At 64.1% G+C, this 19571-nt stretch carries 16 protein-coding genes; 3 read left to right on the top strand and 13 right to left on the bottom strand.

Annotated features, from left to right (window positions below):
- Positions 1–86: 86 nt before the first annotated feature.
- Positions 87–683: a DUF1036 domain-containing protein gene (locus SO156_RS11680; protein ID WP_498534884.1), complete on the top strand. Its 597-nt coding sequence runs from the start codon at positions 87–89 to the stop codon at positions 681–683.
- Positions 680–2116 carry a pyruvate kinase gene (pyk, locus tag SO156_RS11675; protein WP_498534883.1) on the top strand — a complete coding sequence of 479 codons (1437 nt, stop codon included), beginning with the start codon at positions 680–682 and terminating at the stop codon, positions 2114–2116. Before SO156_RS11680 ends, pyk begins: the two co-directional genes overlap by 4 nt.
- Before the next feature lie 110 nt (positions 2117–2226).
- Here the strand turns inward: pyk and SO156_RS11670 are convergent, their stop codons facing one another.
- The 3 genes from SO156_RS11670 to SO156_RS11660 form a co-directional block, all read right to left on the bottom strand.
- On the bottom strand, positions 2227–2904 hold the full coding sequence (locus SO156_RS11670) for a TetR/AcrR family transcriptional regulator (RefSeq protein WP_027521917.1): 678 nt from the start codon (positions 2902–2904) through the stop codon (positions 2227–2229).
- A 116-nt stretch (positions 2905–3020) separates the two neighbouring features.
- On the bottom strand, positions 3021–4307 hold the full coding sequence (locus SO156_RS11665) for a glycosyltransferase family 87 protein (RefSeq protein ID WP_498534882.1): 1287 nt from the start codon (positions 4305–4307) through the stop codon (positions 3021–3023).
- Between the two features lie 92 nt (positions 4308–4399).
- The gene (locus tag SO156_RS11660) at positions 4400–4564 is read right to left on the bottom strand and encodes a Flp family type IVb pilin (RefSeq protein ID WP_027521915.1); all 165 of its coding nucleotides are present in this window, start codon (positions 4562–4564) and stop codon (positions 4400–4402) included.
- Positions 4565–4959: 395 nt separating this feature from the next.
- Between SO156_RS11660 and SO156_RS11655 the strand changes: the two genes are divergently transcribed.
- On the top strand, positions 4960–6450 hold the full coding sequence (locus SO156_RS11655) for a hypothetical protein (RefSeq protein ID WP_498534881.1): 1491 nt from the start codon (positions 4960–4962) through the stop codon (positions 6448–6450).
- Positions 6451–6751: 301 nt separating this feature from the next.
- Here SO156_RS11655 and ftsH read toward each other — a convergent pair whose 3' ends face one another.
- The 10 genes from ftsH to tolQ all read right to left on the bottom strand — a co-directional run bounded on the left by ftsH (position 6752) and on the right by tolQ (position 19220).
- Entirely contained in the window at positions 6752–8674 is a 1923-nt protein-coding gene (gene ftsH / locus SO156_RS11650) for an ATP-dependent zinc metalloprotease FtsH (protein WP_284268825.1), read from the bottom strand.
- A gap of 243 nt (positions 8675–8917) precedes the next feature.
- Entirely contained in the window at positions 8918–9988 is a 1071-nt protein-coding gene (gene tilS / locus SO156_RS11645) for a tRNA lysidine(34) synthetase TilS (protein WP_498534880.1), read from the bottom strand.
- Positions 9989–10154: 166 nt separating this feature from the next.
- Positions 10155–11192 carry a tol-pal system protein YbgF gene (gene ybgF, locus SO156_RS11640; protein WP_458149446.1) on the bottom strand — a complete coding sequence of 346 codons (1038 nt, stop codon included), beginning with the start codon at positions 11190–11192 and terminating at the stop codon, positions 10155–10157.
- Between the two features lie 225 nt (positions 11193–11417).
- Positions 11418–11906: a peptidoglycan-associated lipoprotein Pal gene (pal, locus tag SO156_RS11635; protein WP_458149445.1), complete on the bottom strand. Its 489-nt coding sequence runs from the start codon at positions 11904–11906 to the stop codon at positions 11418–11420.
- A gap of 286 nt (positions 11907–12192) precedes the next feature.
- The gene (locus tag SO156_RS11630) at positions 12193–12918 is read right to left on the bottom strand and encodes an N-acyl amino acid synthase FeeM domain-containing protein (RefSeq protein ID WP_458149444.1); all 726 of its coding nucleotides are present in this window, start codon (positions 12916–12918) and stop codon (positions 12193–12195) included.
- Between the two features lie 174 nt (positions 12919–13092).
- Positions 13093–15423, bottom strand: coding sequence for a putative bifunctional diguanylate cyclase/phosphodiesterase (locus tag SO156_RS11625; RefSeq protein WP_498534879.1), 2331 nt, complete (start codon positions 15421–15423; stop codon positions 13093–13095).
- A 245-nt stretch (positions 15424–15668) separates the two neighbouring features.
- Entirely contained in the window at positions 15669–17027 is a 1359-nt protein-coding gene (tolB, locus tag SO156_RS11620; protein ID WP_498534878.1) for a Tol-Pal system beta propeller repeat protein TolB, read from the bottom strand.
- A 21-nt stretch (positions 17028–17048) separates the two neighbouring features.
- Positions 17049–18002 carry a cell envelope integrity protein TolA gene (tolA, locus tag SO156_RS11615; RefSeq protein WP_498534877.1) on the bottom strand — a complete coding sequence of 318 codons (954 nt, stop codon included), beginning with the start codon at positions 18000–18002 and terminating at the stop codon, positions 17049–17051.
- Positions 17999–18466, bottom strand: coding sequence for a biopolymer transporter ExbD (locus SO156_RS11610; protein WP_254099914.1), 468 nt, complete (start codon positions 18464–18466; stop codon positions 17999–18001). Before SO156_RS11610 ends, tolA begins: the two co-directional genes overlap by 4 nt.
- Positions 18467–18503: 37 nt before the next feature.
- Positions 18504–19220 (bottom strand): protein TolQ, encoded by a 717-nt coding sequence (gene tolQ / locus SO156_RS11605; RefSeq protein WP_458149440.1) that lies wholly within the window; start codon positions 19218–19220, stop codon positions 18504–18506.
- Positions 19221–19571 lie beyond the last annotated feature (351 nt).

Raw genomic sequence — 19571 nt, 5'->3', positions numbered from 1 at the left:
GTGCAAACGGGTCCCTTGGACGGTCCCTAGGCAGTTCCCGCGCTCTACGCCAAATCGTCAATGATCTGATATAGCTTCCCGCGACTATGATCGCCGAATCTCCCGCCTTCCAACGCCTCTCCACATGGCTCGTCCGCCTCGCCCCGGCGCTGGCGATCGCCTTGCTGTGCTTGTCCGCGAGCCCCGCCTCGGCCGACTTCCGCCTCTGCAACAACACCTCGAGCCGGGTCGGGATCGCGCTCGGCTACAAGGACGCGGACGGCTGGACGACGGAGGGCTGGTGGAACATCTCGTCCCGCGCCTGCGAGACGCTGCTGCGGGGCACGCTGGTCGCCCGCTACTACTATATCTACGCGATCGACTACGACCGCGGCGGTGAATGGTCGGGCCAGGCCTTCATGTGCTCGCGAGACAAGGAATTCACCATCCGCGGCACCGAGGATTGCCTCGCCCGCGGCTACGACCGGACCGGCTATTTCGAGGTCGATACCGGCGAGCAGCGCGCCTGGACCGTGCAGCTGACCGACGCCAACGAGCAGCCCTCGCAGCAGCGGGTACCTGGTCTGCCGGGCCCGGTTGGCCCGGGTGGTGGCGTTCCGGGTTTGCCCAATAGCCCGCCGGGTGCTACGCCCCCGGGCTCGCCTGGCCTTGCGCCAGCACCCCCGCCTGGAAATAAGCCATGAGGCGACTTCGCCGTATCAAGATTCTCGCGACCCTGGGACCTGCCTCTTCGGACCTCGCGACAATCCGCCGCCTGTTCGAGGCCGGAGCCGACATCTTTCGCATCAACATGAGCCACACCCCGCACGACAAGATGCGGGAGCTGGTGGCGACAATCCGTAACGTCGAGTCCAGCTACGGGCGGCCGATCGGCATCCTTGTCGACCTCCAGGGGCCGAAGCTCCGGCTCGGCTCTTTCGCCGAGGGGGCCGTGCAGCTCCAGAACGGGCAGACCTTCACGCTGGACTCCGACAAGGCGCCGGGCGACACGACCCGCGTCTACCTTCCACATCCGGAGATCCTCGCCGCTCTCCGGCCCGGCCATGCACTCTTGCTCGATGACGGCAAGGTGCGGCTGATCGCGGAGCAAACCACGAAAGAGCATGCCGTGACGCGTGTCGTGGTCGGCGGCAAGATGTCGGACCGCAAGGGCGTCAGCCTGCCCGATACCGACCTGCCGGTCTCGGCAATGACGCCGAAGGATCGCGCCGATCTCGAGGCTGCGGTGACCACTGGCATCGATTGGATCGCGCTGTCCTTCGTGCAGCGCGCCGACGACGTCATTGAAGCCAAGAAGATGATCCGCGGCCGTGCCGCCGTGATGGCCAAGATCGAGAAGCCGCAGGCGATCGATCGCCTCGCCGACATCATCGAGGCCTCCGACGCGCTGATGGTGGCGCGCGGCGATCTCGGCGTCGAGTTGCCGCTGGAGCGCGTGCCGAGCCTTCAGAAGCAGATGACGCGAATGGCACGCAGCGCCGGCAAGCCGGTGGTGATCGCCACCCAGATGCTGGAATCGATGATCCAGGCGCCGGTGCCGACCCGCGCTGAAGTCTCCGACGTCGCGACCGCCGTCTATGAGGGCGCCGACGCCATCATGCTGTCGGCCGAATCGGCTGCTGGCAAGTTCCCGGTCGAAGCGGTCTCGACCATGAATCGCATCGGCGAGGAGGTCGAACGTGACCCGACCTATCGATCCGTGATCATGGCCCAGCGGCCGGCCCCCGAAGCGACAGTAGGCGATGCGGTCGCGGACGCCGCGCGCGTGATGGCCGATACGCTCGACCTGCCGGCGCTGATCTGCTGGACCAGCTCCGGCTCGACCGCGATCCGGGTGGCGCGCGAACGTCCGAAGGCGCCGATCGTGGCGATCACGCCGAACATGACGACGGGACGCAAGCTCGCGGTGGTCTGGGGCGTGCATTGCGTGGTGGCGGAAGACGCGCGCGACCAGGACGACATGGTCAACCGCGCCGGCCAGATCGCATTTCGCGATGGCTTTGTCCGCGCCGGCCAGCGCGTGATCATCGTCGCCGGCGTGCCGCTCGGCATTCCCGGCACCACCAATATGGTGCGGATCGCCTCCGTCGGCCCCGAGGGCGACGCCAATATCTGACGTCAGTCATTCCGGGGCGCGCGCAGCGCGAACCCGGAATCTCGCGCCGCAATCTCTAGATTCCGGGTTCGTCCGCGCTTTGCGCGGCCGCCCCGGAATGACGTACCAACTTAAGCCCCCACCAACGCCTTCGCCGGCAACACCGTCTGCTGCACCACAAGGCCGCGGGCGCGGGCATCCATGACGCCGACCGCACGCAGCGCCAGCAGCGTGACCGTCTGCACGGCGTCGCGCAGCTTGACCGGATCCTCCAGATTGTCGGGTGCGAGCGGCCCGACCAGGGCCTCATGGAGCGCGCCGAGCAGCGCCGTTGCCGCAAGCGCAGTATCCTGCGCCGGCAGATGGCCGGCACGCACGGCGGCGTCGATCCGGGACGCGATTTCGCCCGCGATCTCGCGCCGGCTCGCAAGCCTGGAGGCACTGACATCGACGTCGACGGGCTCGGCCAGAATGCCCCAGGCGAGCTTGCGCTGGGAAAGGGTGTGCACCGCAACCGTGGTGACGGCCGCCGCCAGCGCCGAGGACGGACCGGGCGCGGCGTCAGCCGCCCGGCGGATCGCGGCGAGCTCGTCACGCGACACTTCGGCAATCAGTTCAGAGATCAGATCGGCTTTGGACGGGAAATAGCGGTAGACCGTTCCCGCCGCGACATTGGCCCTGATCGCGACCGGGGCGATCTGCACCGCGACCATGCCGCCTTCCGCCGCCGCCTCCCGCGCCGCCGCCAGAATGGCGCTGCGCCGGGCGGCTAGGCGTTTCACCACTTGATGGGTCCGCCGGTAAACCATGGCGCGCTTCCTGTCCCACGCGCCTGGCCGCGCGTATCGGCCGAACGCTTCTTCACTGTTTTCGCCGCAAATCGCCCGCAAGAACTGAACAACTATTCAGAGCGGATGACAAGACCTCAAATGCGCGAGGCTGATCTGTCAACGCAGGGCGAGGCTTGGGACGAGGCTTGGGACGAGGCCTGGGACGAGGCAAGGCCGGGCCGGGACGCCTGCAGCTCACGCCAATCGGCGAGCGCGCGGGCGACGATGAGCGCGGCGACGATCAGTGTCGCCACAAGCCCGACCGGAATTTTCAGAAACGGGAAGCTCGCAAGCAGCGCAAGCACGAAGCCGAGCGCACAGGGCTCGTAAGCACGGAAGCCATCATCGTATCCAGCGCGCACAAGCCAGGCGACGGGAATGGCCAGCACCGCGAAGTCATACATGTAGGTATAGGGCGAGCACAGCAGCGTACCGGTCGCAAGCGCAGCTGCCTTCAGCGCGTAAGGCAGCTTGCTGCGCCACATCAGCACGAGCCCGATCGCGACAGCAGAAGCCACCACGGTCTGCAACGCCCAACCGAGCGTCTCGCTACCGCCAAGACAGCGCACCATCGCGAACACGCTCTGGAGCCTCAGCCATGATTCCGACCCCTCAGATAAAACCGCCTTCGAGATCATCGGCATCCAATGGAAGAAGGCAACCCAACTCTCGACGCCAAACACGAGCATCGACGCGAGCGCAACGCCCAGCGCAGTGATGGCCGCCGAGACGAAGACTTTCCATTCTCCGGTCGCCATGAGGACAAGCGGAAACAAGAGCCCGTATTGCGGCTTGTAGGTGAGCAGGCCGAGACAGATTCCAGCAAGCAGCTGATGACGCGGCAATAGATATAGCGTGCCGCCGATCAGGCTGGCGGTCAGAAAGCCGTTCTGACCGATCGCAAGATTGTCGAAGGTCGCCGGAAACGAGATCGCAAGCATGACACCGAAGCTCCGTCCGACGATCGCGCGCATCAGCGCGACATAGGGCAGCATGCTGGCGAAGGCCCAGCCCGCGAAAGCTGCGGCATAAGGAAATTGCGCGAGGAAGGCGGCGACGAACAGGAACGGCGGCGGATAATGCCAGGCGAAATAGCCGGAGAAATCCTGCCCCAGCACGGCGACCTCGACCTGCTTCTGCACCTGCCAGTCCCACGCCTGTATCGCGTGGCCGTCGAGCGCCAGCCTGCCGGCGGCCCACACGTTCACGAAATCGGTGGGGTTACCGAGCCCATTCGCGTCATAGATCCAGGAATGCGAGATATAGGCGAGCGGGAAATGCAGCAGCGTGAGGACGAGCAGTACGAGGCAGACGTTGAACAGCACGGACGGCACCGAGCCTGGCCGCAGGCCTGATGGCGGACTCAAGGCGAGCTCGGCCATGCTGCATTCCTCTCAAGTCGTCGCGCGCAGCGGCTGAAATGAAAGAGCCCCGGAATCCCGGGGCTCTTCGAATTCACGTCGATCGTCCGAACTTACTTCAGGCTGGACGAGATCGAGCCGAACTTGGAGTTCAGCGAGGTGCCGAGGTTATTGACGACGGTGATGATGGCCAGCGCGATGCCGGCGGCGATCAGACCGTATTCAATAGCGGTGGCGCCGGATTCATCCTTCACGAAGCGCGCAACGAGGTTTTTCATAGACTGCTCCCAAGAGTACACAAGGCTACAACAACTAGTCTGGTCTGACCGGCTTCCCAGCGCCGCGCGACCATGGAACCGACCATAGCGACAAAGAATTGCACCGCAGTTAATTCGTCCGCGGAAACATGCAGCGGTTTGCGTGTATTCCGCGATGGTAAACCGAAATTGAAAACAACCAGTTAAATCGTCGGGAAACATGCTGGCCACATTCGCGCCGGTTTACTCGAAGTTATGACCGTCATGGTCCAATGCCGCCCGCTAAAGCGCGATGAATCCTCATCGCGCTTTGGGTTCTTGTTTGAGCATGACCTTTTCGGAAAACCGCTTCACACTTTTCCGGATCATGCTTTGGAAGCCGGCAGGATCAACGTCCGGCAGAACGACGAGGCGGAATGTCCCTCTCCTTTACCTACGGCATGGCGATGCAGAGCCGCGCGCGAGTCCTGGTGCCGCTTTGCCTCGGCGCGGGCGCATATCTCTGCTTCCTCTTCATCGGCGACACGCTGCTCCAGGATTCCGACTCGTTCTGGCAGATCAAGATCGGGCAATGGATCCTCGATCATCGCGCGCTGCCCTATACGGACATCTACTCCTTCACGCGGACAGGCCAACCCTGGATCTCTACCTCGTGGCTGTCGCAAGTCGCGTTCGCGAGCTCCTATGTGCAATGGGGCTGGGCGGGACCGGTGATCCTCACGACGGTTGCGATCGCGCTCACTGTCGCAATCTTCGTCTACCTGCTCGACGCGCATCTCGAGCTTCCGCGATCGGTGCTGTTTGCGATGCTGGCGCTGCTTTTGTCGCTGCACCACCTTCTGGCGCGTCCGCACATCCTGGCGCTGCCCGTCATGGTGCTGTGGGCTGGCGCGTTGATGGCGGCTGCCGATCGCCGGAGCGCGCCGTCATGGCTCTGGCTGCCATTGATGGCGTTGTGGGCGAACCTGCATGGCGGCTTCGCTCTTGGTCTGGCGTTGATCGGTCCGATCGCGCTCGAGGCGGTCGAGCATGCCGAGAAAGGACGACGACTTCAGCTATTCCTGCGCTGGGTGCTGTTCGGCATCGCCGCGCTGATCGCAAGCTGCGCCACGCCTTATGGCTGGCGGACGCTATGGGGCGCGACCAACATCCTCAACCTCGGCGAACTGCTGACGGTGATCTTCGAGTGGATGCCGGCGAATTTCGCCTCGTTCTCTGCGTTCGAAGGCGCGCTGCTCGGCCTTATCGCCATCGGCTTCTATCGCGGCCTCGTGCTCTCGGCGCCGCGAATTTTCCTGATCCTATTCCTGACCTGGAGCGCGCTGACGCATGTCAGGAGCATCGAGGCATTTGCGTTCCTGGTACCGCTGGTGCTGGCAAAGCCGCTCGGGCAATTATCGCCGCGCCCCACGCCGGACTCCGGCAATGACGAAATCTGGCCGGCCCGCTACGTCACTGTAATGGGCGCGCTGATGATCGTGGCGGCTGGCTGGACCTCGACGGCGATCTATATGGGACATCACCGCTTCGCGTTCACGATGTTTCAGACGCCCGTCGCCGCGGTCAACCTGCTCGAGCAACGCAAGGCGCAGCGGATCTTCAACGCCTACCAGTTCGGCGGCTATCTGATCTCGCGCGACGTCCCGGTCTTCGTCGACGGCCGCGCCGAACTCTATGGCGAGAAATTCGTGATGGATTTCTTCAAAGCGACCGAGGGCAAGCAGCCCGAGCTTCTGCCGCGCCTGCTCGACGAATACAAGATCGACACGACGCTGCTGGTTGCCGATGCCCCAGGCCCGCAGATCCTCGATCACCTCAAGGGCTGGAAGCGGATCTACGCGGACGACATCGCGGTGATCCATGTGCGGGAGAGCGCGGAAGATGGGGCGGTAACGCCGCCGAAGTGACGGCGCGGCTCAGGGGCGTGGCCTTGTGAATGGGCGGGGCACGAGGCCGGCCTGAGCTGGCATTCCGGCCATTTTGCCGTTTGGTCCGAGGCAGTTTGTAGGGTGGGCAAAGCGCGAGCGTGCCCACCGCTTCTGTCGCTATTGCCGAGAGATGGTGGGCACGGCGCGTGCGCGCCTTTGCCCACCCTACCCTGGCTCGCAATGACGGGGCGCCGAGTTGCCCGCTCGCAAATCACCATCGCCAACACAAAAAAACGCGGCGTTGCCGCCGCGTTTTTCAATTCGATCTGCCCGCTTGCGGTTACGCCTGCGGCTGCGGCTCCAGGCCGGGATCCGGATCGGGCCGCGGGCGCGACTTGCCGGCCGGCGGCACCGCCGAAGCGCGCGGCGTGCTCGGCTCGAGCACGGACTCGCGGTTCGGCTTCTTGCCCTTGAGGAGATCGACGATCTCATCTCCCGTCAGCGTCTCGAACTCGAGCAGGCCCTTGGCCAGCGTCTCGAGGTCGGCATGCTTCTCGGTGAGAATGCGGGTCGCCTCCTTGTAGCCTTCCTCGACCAGGCGCTTGATCTCGGAGTCGATCTTCTGGACCGTGGCCTCAGATGCGTTTTGCGTCCGCGACACCGACATGCCCAGGAACACCTCGTCCTGGTTCTCGCCGTAGGAGACCGTGCCGAGCTCTTCCGACAGACCCCAGCGCGTCACCATCATGCGGGCGAGGCGCGTGGCCTGCTCGATGTCGGATGCGGCACCCGAGGTCACCTTCTCCCGGCCGAAGATCAGCTCTTCGGCGACGCGGCCACCCATCATGATGGCGAGGCGCGAGGTCATCTGCTCCAAGGACATCGACAGCTTGTCGCGCTCGGGGAGCTGCATGACCATGCCGAGCGCACGGCCGCGTGGAATGATGGTCGCCTTGTGGATCGGGTCGGTCGCCGGGACGTTCAGGCCGACGATGGCGTGACCGCCCTCATGATAGGCCGTCAGCAGCTTCTCTTCCTCGGTCATGACGAGCGACTTGCGCTCCGCGCCCATCATCACCTTGTCCTTGGCTTCCTCGAACTCGGCCTGGGTCACCATGCGCTTGTTGCGGCGGGCGGCAGTGAGCGCAGCCTCGTTGACGAGGTTCATCAGGTCGGCACCGGAGAACCCGGGCGTGCCGCGCGCGATGGTCTTGAGGTTGATATCCGGCGCCAGCGGCACCTTGCGGACGTGAACCTTCAGAATCTGCTCGCGACCGACGACATCGGGATTGGGCACCACGACCTGGCGGTCGAAGCGGCCGGGACGCAGCAGCGCGGGATCGAGCACGTCGGGACGGTTGGTCGCGGCGATCAGGATCACGCCCTCGTTCGCCTCGAAGCCGTCCATCTCGACCAGCAACTGGTTCAGCGTCTGCTCGCGCTCGTCATTGCCGCCGCCGAGGCCGGCGCCACGGTGACGACCGACGGCGTCGATTTCGTCGATGAAGATGATGCAGGGCGCGTTCTTCTTCGCCTGCTCGAACATGTCGCGGACGCGCGAGGCACCGACGCCGACGAACATTTCGACGAAGTCGGAGCCGGAAATGGTGAAGAACGGCACATTGGCTTCGCCCGCGACCGCGCGCGCGATCAGCGTCTTACCGGTGCCGGGCGGGCCGACCAGCAGCACGCCGCGCGGAATGCGGCCCCCGAGCCGCTGGAATTTGCCGGGGTCGCGCAGGAATTCGACGATCTCCTGGAGGTCCTGCTTGGCTTCGTCGACGCCCGCGACGTCCTCGAAGGTGACGCGGCCATGCGCCTCGGTCAGCATCTTGGCGCGCGACTTGCCAAAGCCCATCGCCTTGCCTGCGCCGCCCTGCATCTGGCGCGACAGGAATATCCATACGCCGATCAGCGCGATGAACGGCAGCCAGGAGACCAGCAGCGAGACGAACCACGGCACGTTGTCGCCCGGCGGCTTCGCGGTGATCTGGACCTTGCTGTCATAGAGGCGCTTCACCAGCGTCGGATCGTTGGGCGCGTAGGTCTGGAAGCTCGAGCCGTTGGTGAACGTCCCGTGAATCTCCGGTCCCTGGATTACGACATCGCGCACATTGCCCCGATCGACCTCGCTCAGGAGCTGCGAGAAGGCGATGTCCTGGGAGGAGGCGCGCTGGCCGGGATTCTGGAAGAGCGTGAACAACGCCAATAGCAGCAAGACAATGATGACCCAGAGGGCGAAATTGCGCAGATTGGCGTTCATCGATCTTCCTTCGTGGTCGCGCGGATCGCGGCCCTATTCCTTGGGCAAGCTAGAGAAAATCCCCAAGGAATCCTCTCGGTTAGACGAATACAATTTAGGTGCCGCCCGGGTCGCTGCCAAGGGAACGAGATGGGACTATTTATCCCATCTTAGCCCGATTCCCGCTGAAATAATGGCGGGTCAGGCTGGGTTTTTCCGCCCTGGTTAAGGCGTCCTGAGGGACAGGGGCCGAACGCGCCGGTGTCATGATCCGCCCCTGACGCGCCGGGCCGGCGCCGGCGCGATCAGGATGCGCCCCCGCGACAGGCTGATGAGGGCCCCCGCCAGCGTCTGCTTGATCTGAGGCCGACTGGTTCCGACATTGCGCCGGCCCGTGCCCTCGGCGATGCCGCGGTCAAGAACCGCCAAGAGAGCCTCGACCTTCCCCAGTTCCGCCGGCCCCTCGTGCCCGACGGCGTCGATCGCCCGCATCAGGAGCCGCACGCGCACCTCCTCGGGCAGTGTGACGAAGGCCGATGCTTCGAAGCTTCGCGCTGGCGCATCGGGCGGTGGGCGATCGCGATCCCTCAGAGCGAGGAAGCGCTCGGCGCCGTCGGCCAGCACGTCGATGGCGGCATTGGCGCGGGCGAGCCGCGCCGCGAGCCGCGCCAGGTTGCGCGCGGTGCCGCCTTCGGCAGCAAGCTGCGGCAAAAGCGCCCGCAGCCGCGGACGCGTGAAGGCGCCGTCACGGTTGGTCGGATCGTCGGCGAAACCGATATTGGCGCGCTTCAAGGTCGCGATCAGCTGCGCCTTCGGCACGTCGAGCAGCGGACGCGCCAGCGCGATCCCGTCCCGCTCCGTGACGGGCGCCATCGCGGACAGACCGGCGATGCCGCTGCCGCGCAACAATCGCATCAGCAACGTCTCGGCCTGGTCGTCACGGGTGTGCGCGGTGAGCACATGGGTCGCTCCGATCGCGCGCGCCGCCTGCGTCAGCAGGCGGTAGCGTGCGTCCCGCGCAGCGGCGGGCAGACCGGTCTTCGGCTTGGCGCCGGTCCAGCGCATCGTCCGATGCGGCAGATCGAGCGAACGCGCCAGCTGCTTGACGTCGCGAGCCTCGCGCGCCGCTTCCGGTCGGAGGCCATGATCGACGGTGACAGCGATGAGCTGGGGGCCGCGCGTGAGGTTCTTGCGCCAGCGCGCGGCAAGCCACATCAGCGCGACGGAATCGGGCCCGCCTGAAACAGCGAGCACGAGCGCCGGCGCGCGTCTCAGATCGGCGAAAAGCAGCTTCGCCTCGCGCGCCGAGATCGGAGAATTGTCGTCGTCTGACATGACGCTGCCCGCAGGATGGCGCGCCTATTTAGCGCAGCGCCATCCGCATTGTCAGCGCTCCAGAGCCGTTTCCGTTCAGATTGAATCGGAATGGGGCTCTAGACTCTAGTCTTGACGCGTTTTCTTCACGCACTTCGCTGGAAAACGCTCTCATGAGGCCAAGCGGTCAGCACTTCACCCGCTTCTGCTCGCGATCGACGGCGGCCTTGACGCCGGCGGAGGCACGCGGGAATTTGCGGCCGACCTCGCCGAAGGCGGCGCAGGCAGCTTCCTTCTCCTTCAGCGCGGCCAGCGACTGGCCGAGCCGCAGCAGGGAGTCCGGGGCCTTTGCGGACTTGTCATATTTCGTCGTGACGGCGAGGAAGGCCTCTGCGGCATCACGATATTGCTGACGCTGGAAGTAGCTCTCGCCGAGCCAGTATTGGGCGTCGCCGAGCAGGGGATCGCTCGGATATTTCTGCGTGAAGTTCTTCATGGTCTGCTCGGCGAGCGCATAGTCCTTGCGCTGCATGTAGCCGATGCCGAGGTCGAACTCGTCGCGCGGCGATTGCGAGGGCGGCTGGGTCGCCAGACCGCCGCCTGCGGCCGGCGCGGGATAACCGGGCTGCGCCGCCGGATAGCCGGACTGCGTGGACGGAGCCGCAGCCTGCGGATAGCGGCCGCCGGTGTTGCCGAGGTCGAGCGGCTCACCGGCGCCGCGGCCACCTGGTGCACCGACCGGCGCTCCCGCCGTCATCGGCTGCTGACCGCCGCCGAGCGCGCGCGGCGCACCGGGAGCATTGGGATTTTGATTCGGATCGAACGCATCACCGCGGCGGCGGCTGCCGGGCGCACCGGGCCCCGGCTGCTCCTGCACGATCGGCGCGGGCGCCGCGATCTGCGGCTCATAGGCTGGCTGCTGCACCGGCTGCTGCTGCCGATAGCCCGGCGCTGGTGGCGCCGCCGCGACATTGGGCTGCTGTGCCGGCGTCTGCCCGGGGACTCCCTGCGCGCCACCCTCGAGCTGACGGAGGCGTTCCTCGAGCTGGCGGTTGCGGTATTGCAGCTCTTCGTTCTGGCCAGTCAGCTGTCGCAGCTGATTCTCAAGCCGCTCGATCCGCATCTCCGGATCGGCATCGTCCGACTGCGCGAAGACGGGCGAGCACAGCGAAAGCAGCGCGGCGATCGCCACAGTGCCGGTAAAAGCCTGGAATCTGGATGACATCTTGCCCTGACGACGAAAGCGACGTGGCGCGCGGCGGACAACTCGCTGCGCGAGACATTGAGAGACGGAGTACGCCAAAAATGTGACTGGTACCAAGGGCTTTCTATGACTTGATCCAGTAAACGAAACCGGCGCCCGAGTGGGCGCCGGCAAATCAGGTTTCCGTGGTCAGGTTTCCGTGGTCAGGTTTCCTTGGTCAGGTTTCCTTGGCGGAACGGCCGCCGTTCAGGAGCTCGCGTTCAGCACCGTGACGGCGCGACGGTTCTGCGACCAGCAGGAGATGTCGTTACAGACCGCGACCGGCCGCTCCTTGCCGTAGGAGATGGTGCGCATGCGATTCGGGTCGATACCGCGCGAAGCCAGGAACGAGCGCACCGATTGGGCACGCCGCGCGCCGAGCGCGATGTTGTATTCGCGGGTTCCGCGTTCATCCGCGTGACCTTCGATGGTGAAGGTGTAGCGCGGATAGCTCTGGAGCCACTGCGCCTGCTTCTCCAGCGTGACGATCGCCTGCGGCGTCAGATCGGTCTGATCGCTCTCGAAGAACACGCGGTCGCCCACGTTCACGACGAAATCCTGTTGGCTGCCGGGCGTCGCCGCGTTGGCCATCGCATCCGCAGCAAGGTTCTTGTTGGCGCAGGCGCCCATCGACAGCGCGACGGCAAGCACCGCGACCAGCTTCAATCCCTGGAGGATACGCATAGGATGTTTCATTCCGGAGCCTCCATGCTCACGTTAGTCCACTGCTGTCCGGTCTACAGGGGGTTGGTTAAGCGAACGTTCCGTCAACCTTGATGGGACGTTGCCACGGCCGGTCAAATGCCCCCGATCAGCGAAAAGCAACCGCGATGGTTAATGGTTTGTAAATGTGGCGCGACGGTGAAGGCAAGCCGCGTTGGCGGCCGAAACGCCTGTTTTGCCCGAATTTTGGGCCTGCCGCCCCAAGATGAACAGGGAAATGCCGACGGAGCGGAGCGGTGGCTCACCCGCCAGCCGGGAATCAGGCGTGGGCGGCGTCCGCCACCAGCACCCGTCGTTGCGCGACCTGGCGCTCACCGCGGCGCCCAAACAGCATCCGCCGCTCGAAGGCGGTCGAACGCATTACCGGATAGCGTTCAAAGACTCTTTTCCGGAAAGTCGGGAAATCCGCCGCCATGAGCCCGAACGGCTTGGTGAGGCCGGGGACCAGCCGGGGCTCGGCGATGGTCGCATGCAGAAAAACCCGCCGATAGAAGGCTTGATGCTCGGCACGCACGATCGCGAGGCCGAGATCGGCTTTGAAATGCTCGCAGGCCATATAAGCGATGCGCAGCGTCAGATAGGGCAATTCCGGAACCCGCTTCGCCTTGTCGGGATCAGCGACAAAACGCGTCGGATCGATCATGACCTCGCCGCGGTCAAGTCTCGGAAGCAGGATGTCGGGAAATACGTCAGTTGAGGTGGACTCGCGCCATTCCGCGGTCAGCACACTAATGCGCACGGAGCTGCAGAGTTCGCCCTGGAGATAGACACCGAAGGTCCACGAGTTGGGCAGATCGTCATACCGGTCGGTGACCCGGCCGTCCGGGCTCTCCTTGACGGCCTGCTCCCGCAGATATGCGCGGTAACGGAGGTTGTAGATCTCCTCCTTCTCGTCGTGGGTTTCAGCAAGCCGGTAGTCGACGTCGGTCAGGAGTTCTGCTCCCGGTCCAACAGCCGAAATGATCGATCGGGCTGAGGACTGCATCCAAACTCCTTACGCACCACCCACCACGACGCACGAAAACAACTTCAGCGCGCGTGACAATTCATTAACACCTTCTTAACCGCGACGCAAAGCAATCGATTAATTAGGGTTAACCCGCACGAGTACGGAGTCCGCGGCAACACACTGCCGCTATTGGAAATCTCAAGAAATCGATTACGCGAAGGAGCGCGATCCGACAACCTGGAGCCCGTCTTCGCCACGGCGGCCATGCGAGGCGTTGAGAAGCTGGCGCATTCGTACCGCAGGGACCGGGCGACTGAACAGATAACCTTGAGCTTCCGTGACGGTGCCGTCGGCGCTGATCAGCTCAAGCTGCTCGTTGGTCTCGATGCCCTCGACCACGACCGCCATGCCGAGATCGGCCGACAGCCGCGCCACGCCGCGCAGCAGCGTGAGCGGCCGGTCGGTGTCGATGCCTTCGAGGAAGGAGCGGTCGATCTTCACCTTCTGCATCGGGAAGTTATGCAGGTAGCTGAGGCTCGAATAGCCGGTGCCGAAATCATCGAGCGAGATGCTGACCCCCAGCGTGTGAAGCTGCGACAGGATGTCGTGGGTGAGCTGGGTGTTGCGCAAGAGCGAGGATTCGGTGATCTCGATCTCCAGCCGATGCGCCGGAAGTCCGGAGACCTCCAGCGCGTAACGGATTTCGCTGAGCACGTCGCGCTGGTGGAATTGCTGCGGCGAGAAGTTGACGGCGACGCTAACGCCTTCGGGCCACTTCATGCATTCCATGCAGGCCCGGCGCAGGATCCAGCGGCCGAGATCGACGATCAGGCCCATGTCCTCGGCAACCGGGATGATGTCGACCGGCGAGACCGTGCCGCGCACCGGATGATTCCAGCGCAGCAGCGCCTCGCAGGTGGTGATCTTGCCGGTCTTCAGATTGACCAGCGGCTGATAGAACAGCTCGAACTCCTCGTTGGCGAGCGCCTTGCGCAGATCGAGCTCGAGGATGCGGCGTGCCTCGACGGTCGCAGCCATCTCGTCGCGGAAGAAGCAGAAGGTGCCGCGGCCGTCGGCCTTGGCGCGGTAGAGCGCCATGTCGGCGTTCTTGAGCAGCGTGTCGGCGCTGAGGCCTTCGGGAGACGTCAGCGCGATGCCGACGCTGGCGCCGATCTCCACCAGATGATTGTCGATGCGGTAGCGCTCGCTGAGCCGCTCGACGATGCGGCGGGCGAGCGCCGCGGCATCCTCGGGTGAATTGAGGTTCTGCTGGAACACGACGAACTCGTCGCCGCCGAAGCGGGCGACGAAATCTTCGGGGCGGAGCATCTCGCGCAGGCGGTTCGCCACCGCACACAGGAGCTGGTCGCCGCAGGGGTGGCCAAGCGTGTCGTTGACCTGCTTGAACTGGTCGAGATCGACGAACAGCAGCGCGGACAGGCGCTCGGCATCGTGCGAGATCGCGAGCAGCCGCTCGATCTCGTCGCGGAAACTGACCCTGTTCGGCAGCGCCGTGAGCTCGTCATAGCGCGCGAGATGGCTGATCTTGGCTTCCGCATTGGTGCGCTCGGTGATGTCCTCGAGCAGAAGCACCGTGCCGCCGCCGGCCATCGGCTGGAACGTCCATGACAGCGTGCGGCAGCGCTTCAGATCGGGATCGGTGGTGACGATCTCCTTCATCTGTGCGCCCTTGATCTCGCCAAGGATCATGTCGCCGCTCTCCAGCGAGATCGAGTTCGAGGCCACGCAGGCCGCGACGACGTCGGCGGCGCTGGCGCCACGGGCGACGAAATTCTCCGGCAGCACCATCAAGTCGCTGAAGCGATGGTTCATCACCGCAAGCCGTCCGTCGGCGCGGAACATGCACAGGCCGTGCGGCATGTTGTTCAGCGCAGTATCGAACTGACCTGCCAGCGCGGATTCGCGGAAACTCGAAGTCAGAGCCTTGACGAAGATCGCGTGCAGGCTGAGGTTGATGTTCTTCAAGCCGATGAAGAACAAGACAAGCAGCACGGCGAGCCCGATGTAGTAGAATCCGCCATGCAGCAACAGGGCGAGCGACATTGGACCGCAGGCAAGCATGACGTGCCATTGGATCACCCTGGGCTGGCCGTAGTTCCGGGCCGCTCCGCCGGCGGTGTAGCCGACCGTGACGGCGACGCAGAGCATGTTCGCGACCGGATCGTCGTTATTGTAGATGACAACGAAGCACCACAGGCCGAGCACCCCTGCATAGGCGAGCGCGCCGAGCCAGTAGCGCGGCTCCAGATGCTTGGCCTGTTCGAACGTCAAAGCCAGTGTTTGGTCTTCGTACCCTCGCATCTGAAATGCGCGCGCAGTGCCAATGGCAATGATCAGGAACGCGATCGGCCAGAGCAAGACGTCGCCAGTCTTCAGCGCAGTCATGACCGCGGCCACGGCAGTACAGGCCGAGCCGATGAAGATCGCCCAGAAATTCTGCACCATGGAGTTGATGAGGGCGGCGTAGAGTATGGGCTCCAGCTCGTCTCGATCACTCTGCTTCTGGTCGGCCAGTTGCATTGGCTTGTTACGCATCCTGTTTGGAGCGTACTTTTACCCAGCCGAGATGAAGTCTTTCTGAGGGAATATCGTTAAAGACGCGTTGTTTTGAACCTTCAGCGAACGAATTTCTGCTGAGATATCAAGCAACTGGGCAAGCTTTGCCGGGCACAAGGTGAAGGAAAGCTTGCCGCAATCGAGGAAAGCGAAAAACTCGGCGCTGTTTTTCGAAAACTTCGCGCCGATGAACGCGCGACGCGGGCGATTTATTGGCCCGACGTCGAGGACAGTAGCGGCGACCAGGCGGGGTCGGATGCGTAGCCCGGTGTCGGCACCTTCTGCTCGTTGCGGCCGGAGATGTCGACGCTGAACAGCGACGGCCCACCATTGCCGCCGGGATCGCGGAAGAACATCACGACGCGGCCGTTCGGCGCGAACGTCGGGCCTTCATTGTGGAAGCCCGAGGTAAGGAGGCGCTCGCCCGAACCGTCCGGCTTGATGATGCCGATCGAGAACTGTCCGCCGCCCTGCCGGGTGAACGCGATGTAGTCGCCGCGCGGCGACCACACCGGCGTCGAGTAGCTCGCATTGGCGTCGTCCTTGGAGAAGGAGATGCGCTGCGCCTGGCCGCCGCCCGCAGGCATCACATAGATCTGCGGCCTGCCGCCGCGATCGGACTCGAAGCAGATGCGGGTGCCATCTGGTGAGTACGAAGGAGAAGTGTCGATCGCCGGCGTGTCGGTGAGCCGCGTGGTCGAGCGCGAGCGCAGGTCCATCACGAACAGGTTCGAATTACCGCCCTGCTGGAGGCTCATGATGACGCGCTGGCCGTCCGGCGAGAACCGCGGCGCAAACGTCATGCCCGGAAAATTGCCGACGATTTCGCGCTGGCCGGTCTCGATGTTGTAGAGATAGACCTTCGGATCGCCCTGGCCGAACTCCATGTAGGTGATCTCTTGCGAATTCGGGGAGAAGCGCGGCGTCAGCACGAGGTCCGAGCCGCGCGTCAGATAGCGCACGTTGGCGCCGTCCTGATCCATGATCGCGAGCTTCTTGACGCGGCGCTCCTTCGGCCCGCTCTCGTCGACGAAGACGACGCGGCTGTCGAAATAGCCCGTCTCGCCGGTGAGGCGCTGATAGATCTGGTCGGAGATGATGTGGGCGATGCGGCGCCAATATTCCGGCGAGGTGAAATATTGCTGGCCGGTGAGTTGCTGGCCCGAGACGACGTCCCACAGGCGGAATTCGGCCTTGAGGCGGCCGTCCGGCTGACGCGTCATGCGTCCGGTGACCAGTGCCTGGGCGTTGATCTGCTTCCAACTCTGGAATTGCGGCGCAACGTCGATGTTGCTGATGCGCTCCAGATAAGCGGCCTGGTCGATCGGATTGAACAGGCCCGAGCGCTTGAGGTTGTTGGTGATCACCTGCGTCACGCCGGCGCCGACCTCGCCGTCCGACGGCGAGCCCGCCACGAAATTCGGGATCGCGATCGGAATCGGCTGGAAATCGGTCGGGTTGACCTGGAGGCGTCCCTGCGCAAGCGCAGAGCGGCCGGCCAGCAATGCGGCAGTTGATCCTGCCGCCATCATGAATCCACGTCGTGTCAGCAATGGCATCTTATTCATCTGAGTTATGTCTTTTCACGCTTACAGCATATCTTTGAGGCCGAACGTCATCGGAATGTATTTCCACGTGTCGTATTGCGCCTTGGGCAGGAATGCATAGGCCTGACACTCCTCGACCGCCCGCTTCGCGCTCTCGGCCATCGCCGTGCCGACCGAGCGCGACGGGCCGCGCACGGCAACGATCACGGGCGAGGAGGCAACCGTGCCGTCCGGACGCATCTGGATGTCGATGTCGACCTCGAACTGATCGGCATCCTGGCCATTATAGGGGAATCTGAAGCAGCGCCTGACGGCGGCGACAAACGCGCCCTTCCAGGTCGCGACAATCGCAGTGTCCTTGCCGTTCTGCGTTCCCAGCGCACTGGTCGCATTCGGCGTCGCGCCGGTCATTTCATGCCGCGTCGGATCGCGCTTGTCCTCGAGCTTGGCCATGATGTCCATCGGATTGAACGGCCGGTCCTTCGGCTTCGGCGGCTGCGGCTTGGCCTCCTGCTGCTTGGGCGGCGGCGGCTTCTTCTCCTTCTCCGGCTTGTTCAAGGCGTCCGCGATCGGATCGATCTTGTCCTTCTCGGGCTTCTTCTCGGCCTGCTTGGTCTCGTCCGTGGGCTTGGTCTCCTGAACGGGCTTTGGCGGATCCGGCTTCTTCTCGACCGGCTTCTCCACCACCTTCGGCGGCGGCGGAGGCGTCGTGTTGGTCTGGATCAGCTCCTTCTTGGTGGTGATCTTGCCCTGGGACTCCTCGGGCGGCGTCACTTCGGGAGCGACCTTGTCGACCTTGGGTTTCTGCTTGTCCTTCTCCGCGGTCTGAATGCCGGCCGTCGCCTTGGCGGGCTGATCCAGAGAGATATCGACGGGAATGACGGATTCTTCCGGCACTTCGAGGGCGCGCGAGCTAAATGAGATCAGCCCCCAGCCGATCACGAGGACGTGGAGGACAATCGACGCAACAACAGTCTTGTCGACTTTGACCTTCATCCCTGCTCCGGGATAATCACGATGTTGGCCTTGAAGCCGGCGGCGCGCACCTGCCCAAGCAGCTTCATCATGTCGGTGTAGCAGACGTCCTTGTCACCGCGCAGATAGACGACCCGGTCGGCGTCGGATCGCGTGTCCTTGATTGCCTCGATCTTGGACTGAAGATCGCCAGCCGAGATCGGGCTGTCGCCGAGGTACAGCTCCACATTCGAATTGCAGCCGCCGGTCGTCCGCTTCACCGACAGCGTCAAGGGCGGCGCGTTCGAGGAGATCGACTTGCCGCCGTTCGCGACCGGCAGATCGATATCGATGTTCGATGTCATCAGCGGCGCTGCGACCATGAAGATGATGAGCAGCACCAGCATCACGTCGACCATCGGCGTGACGTTGATCTCGGCCATGACCGATTTGCGCCGGCTGCGGCGGCCGCCGCCACCGGACGAACTGGCTACGTTCATCGCCATGATCTAGAGCCCACGATCGTCTTCACTATAGCGTCCATCACCCACGCTCGTCGATCTGACGGGACAGGATGGCTGAAAATTCATCCGCAAAGCCCTCGAGCCGCTGGGCCTGCCGGTTCACCTCGGAGGTGAACTTATTGTAGAAAATAGTGGCAGGAATGGCGGCGATGAGGCCGATTGCGGTCGCAAACAGCGCCTCCGCGATGCCAGGCGCCACCACCGCCAGAGAGGTATTTTTCGAGGCCGCGATCGACTGAAAGCTCGACATGATGCCCCAGACGGTACCGAACAGGCCGACGAAGGGCCCGGCCGAGCCGACGGTCGCGAGCACCAGGAGCCGCCGCTCCAGCCGCTCGATCTCGCGCGCGATCGACACGTTCATCACCTTCTCGATGCGCATCTGAAGGCCGGCGACGGAACGCGCGTGGCTCTCGAAGGAGCGTTTCCATTCGCGCATCGCCGCCACGAAGCAGGCCGCCATCGAATGCGTCGGCTTGGCCGATAGCGTGCGATAGAGCTCCTCGATCGATTCGCCGGACCAGAACGCCTGCTCGAAACGGTCCATCGAGCGGCGGGTGCGGGCATAGAGGAAGACCTTGTCGATCGCGATCGCCCAGACCCAGACCGAGCAGGACAACAGCCCGAGCATGACCGCCTTCACGATCCAGTGAGCTTGCCAGAACAGCGCAACCAATGACACGTCGGCGGAAGCCGCAACCGGGAGGGCTGACTGAGCGACGTCGGCCGGGTTCATAAGCAGTATCCTCTCAAGCCGATCGTTCCATGTCCTCGGCGCGCAAAATGGCTGCCGGTTCCCCAAGCCGCGCGGGTCGCGCGTAGCTGCCAAGCCTGCGCAAAGCCTTGTCTTTTTTGGATTGCAGCGGCCCGTCCGAAGCCGGCCGACTGCTTTCCCTGCCAAGATGTCAAAACTAAGGGCCTCGACTAAGCCTTTGGGCGCGACTTGCCGACCTTACCAGACGCCGACGATGGTTAATGCGGGGTTAGCGCGGGCACTTTTGGCTGCCGGAATGGTAGTCCGTACAGGCGGTTGGCGGTGCGTTCCCGCGTCGCAGCGAGTTGCCGGCCTAGAGCGAGCACGGTCCCC

Source organism: Bradyrhizobium sp. UFLA05-125 (genome assembly GCF_059803515.1).
The sequence above is the reverse complement of the archived record's forward strand: the minus strand, read 5'-3'. Positions and strand labels throughout refer to the sequence as shown.

What these genes read in the sequence shown, in the direction of transcription:
- ybgF (WP_458149446.1), bottom strand. Translation starts at nt 11,192, where the DNA reads ATGTCATCCAGATTCCAGGCTTTTACCGGCACTGTGGCGATCGCCGCG.
- SO156_RS11660 (WP_027521915.1), bottom strand. Translation starts at nt 4,564, where the DNA reads ATGAAAAACCTCGTTGCGCGCTTCGTGAAGGATGAATCCGGCGCCACC.
- SO156_RS11630 (WP_458149444.1), bottom strand. Translation starts at nt 12,918, where the DNA reads ATGCAGTCCTCAGCCCGATCGATCATTTCGGCTGTTGGACCGGGAGCA.
- tolB (WP_498534878.1), bottom strand. Translation starts at nt 17,027, where the DNA reads ATGAATAAGATGCCATTGCTGACACGACGTGGATTCATGATGGCGGCA.
- pyk (WP_498534883.1), top strand. Translation starts at nt 680, where the DNA reads ATGAGGCGACTTCGCCGTATCAAGATTCTCGCGACCCTGGGACCTGCC.
- SO156_RS11665 (WP_498534882.1), bottom strand. Translation starts at nt 4,307, where the DNA reads ATGGCCGAGCTCGCCTTGAGTCCGCCATCAGGCCTGCGGCCAGGCTCG.
- SO156_RS11670 (WP_027521917.1), bottom strand. Translation starts at nt 2,904, where the DNA reads ATGGTTTACCGGCGGACCCATCAAGTGGTGAAACGCCTAGCCGCCCGG.
- SO156_RS11655 (WP_498534881.1), top strand. Translation starts at nt 4,960, where the DNA reads ATGTCCCTCTCCTTTACCTACGGCATGGCGATGCAGAGCCGCGCGCGA.
- tilS (WP_498534880.1), bottom strand. Translation starts at nt 9,988, where the DNA reads ATGTCAGACGACGACAATTCTCCGATCTCGGCGCGCGAGGCGAAGCTG.
- SO156_RS11610 (WP_254099914.1), bottom strand. Translation starts at nt 18,466, where the DNA reads ATGGCGATGAACGTAGCCAGTTCGTCCGGTGGCGGCGGCCGCCGCAGC.
- pal (WP_458149445.1), bottom strand. Translation starts at nt 11,906, where the DNA reads ATGAAACATCCTATGCGTATCCTCCAGGGATTGAAGCTGGTCGCGGTG.
- tolQ (WP_458149440.1), bottom strand. Translation starts at nt 19,220, where the DNA reads ATGAACCCGGCCGACGTCGCTCAGTCAGCCCTCCCGGTTGCGGCTTCC.
- ftsH (WP_284268825.1), bottom strand. Translation starts at nt 8,674, where the DNA reads ATGAACGCCAATCTGCGCAATTTCGCCCTCTGGGTCATCATTGTCTTG.
- tolA (WP_498534877.1), bottom strand. Translation starts at nt 18,002, where the DNA reads ATGAAGGTCAAAGTCGACAAGACTGTTGTTGCGTCGATTGTCCTCCAC.
- SO156_RS11680 (WP_498534884.1), top strand. Translation starts at nt 87, where the DNA reads ATGATCGCCGAATCTCCCGCCTTCCAACGCCTCTCCACATGGCTCGTC.
- SO156_RS11625 (WP_498534879.1), bottom strand. Translation starts at nt 15,423, where the DNA reads ATGCAACTGGCCGACCAGAAGCAGAGTGATCGAGACGAGCTGGAGCCC.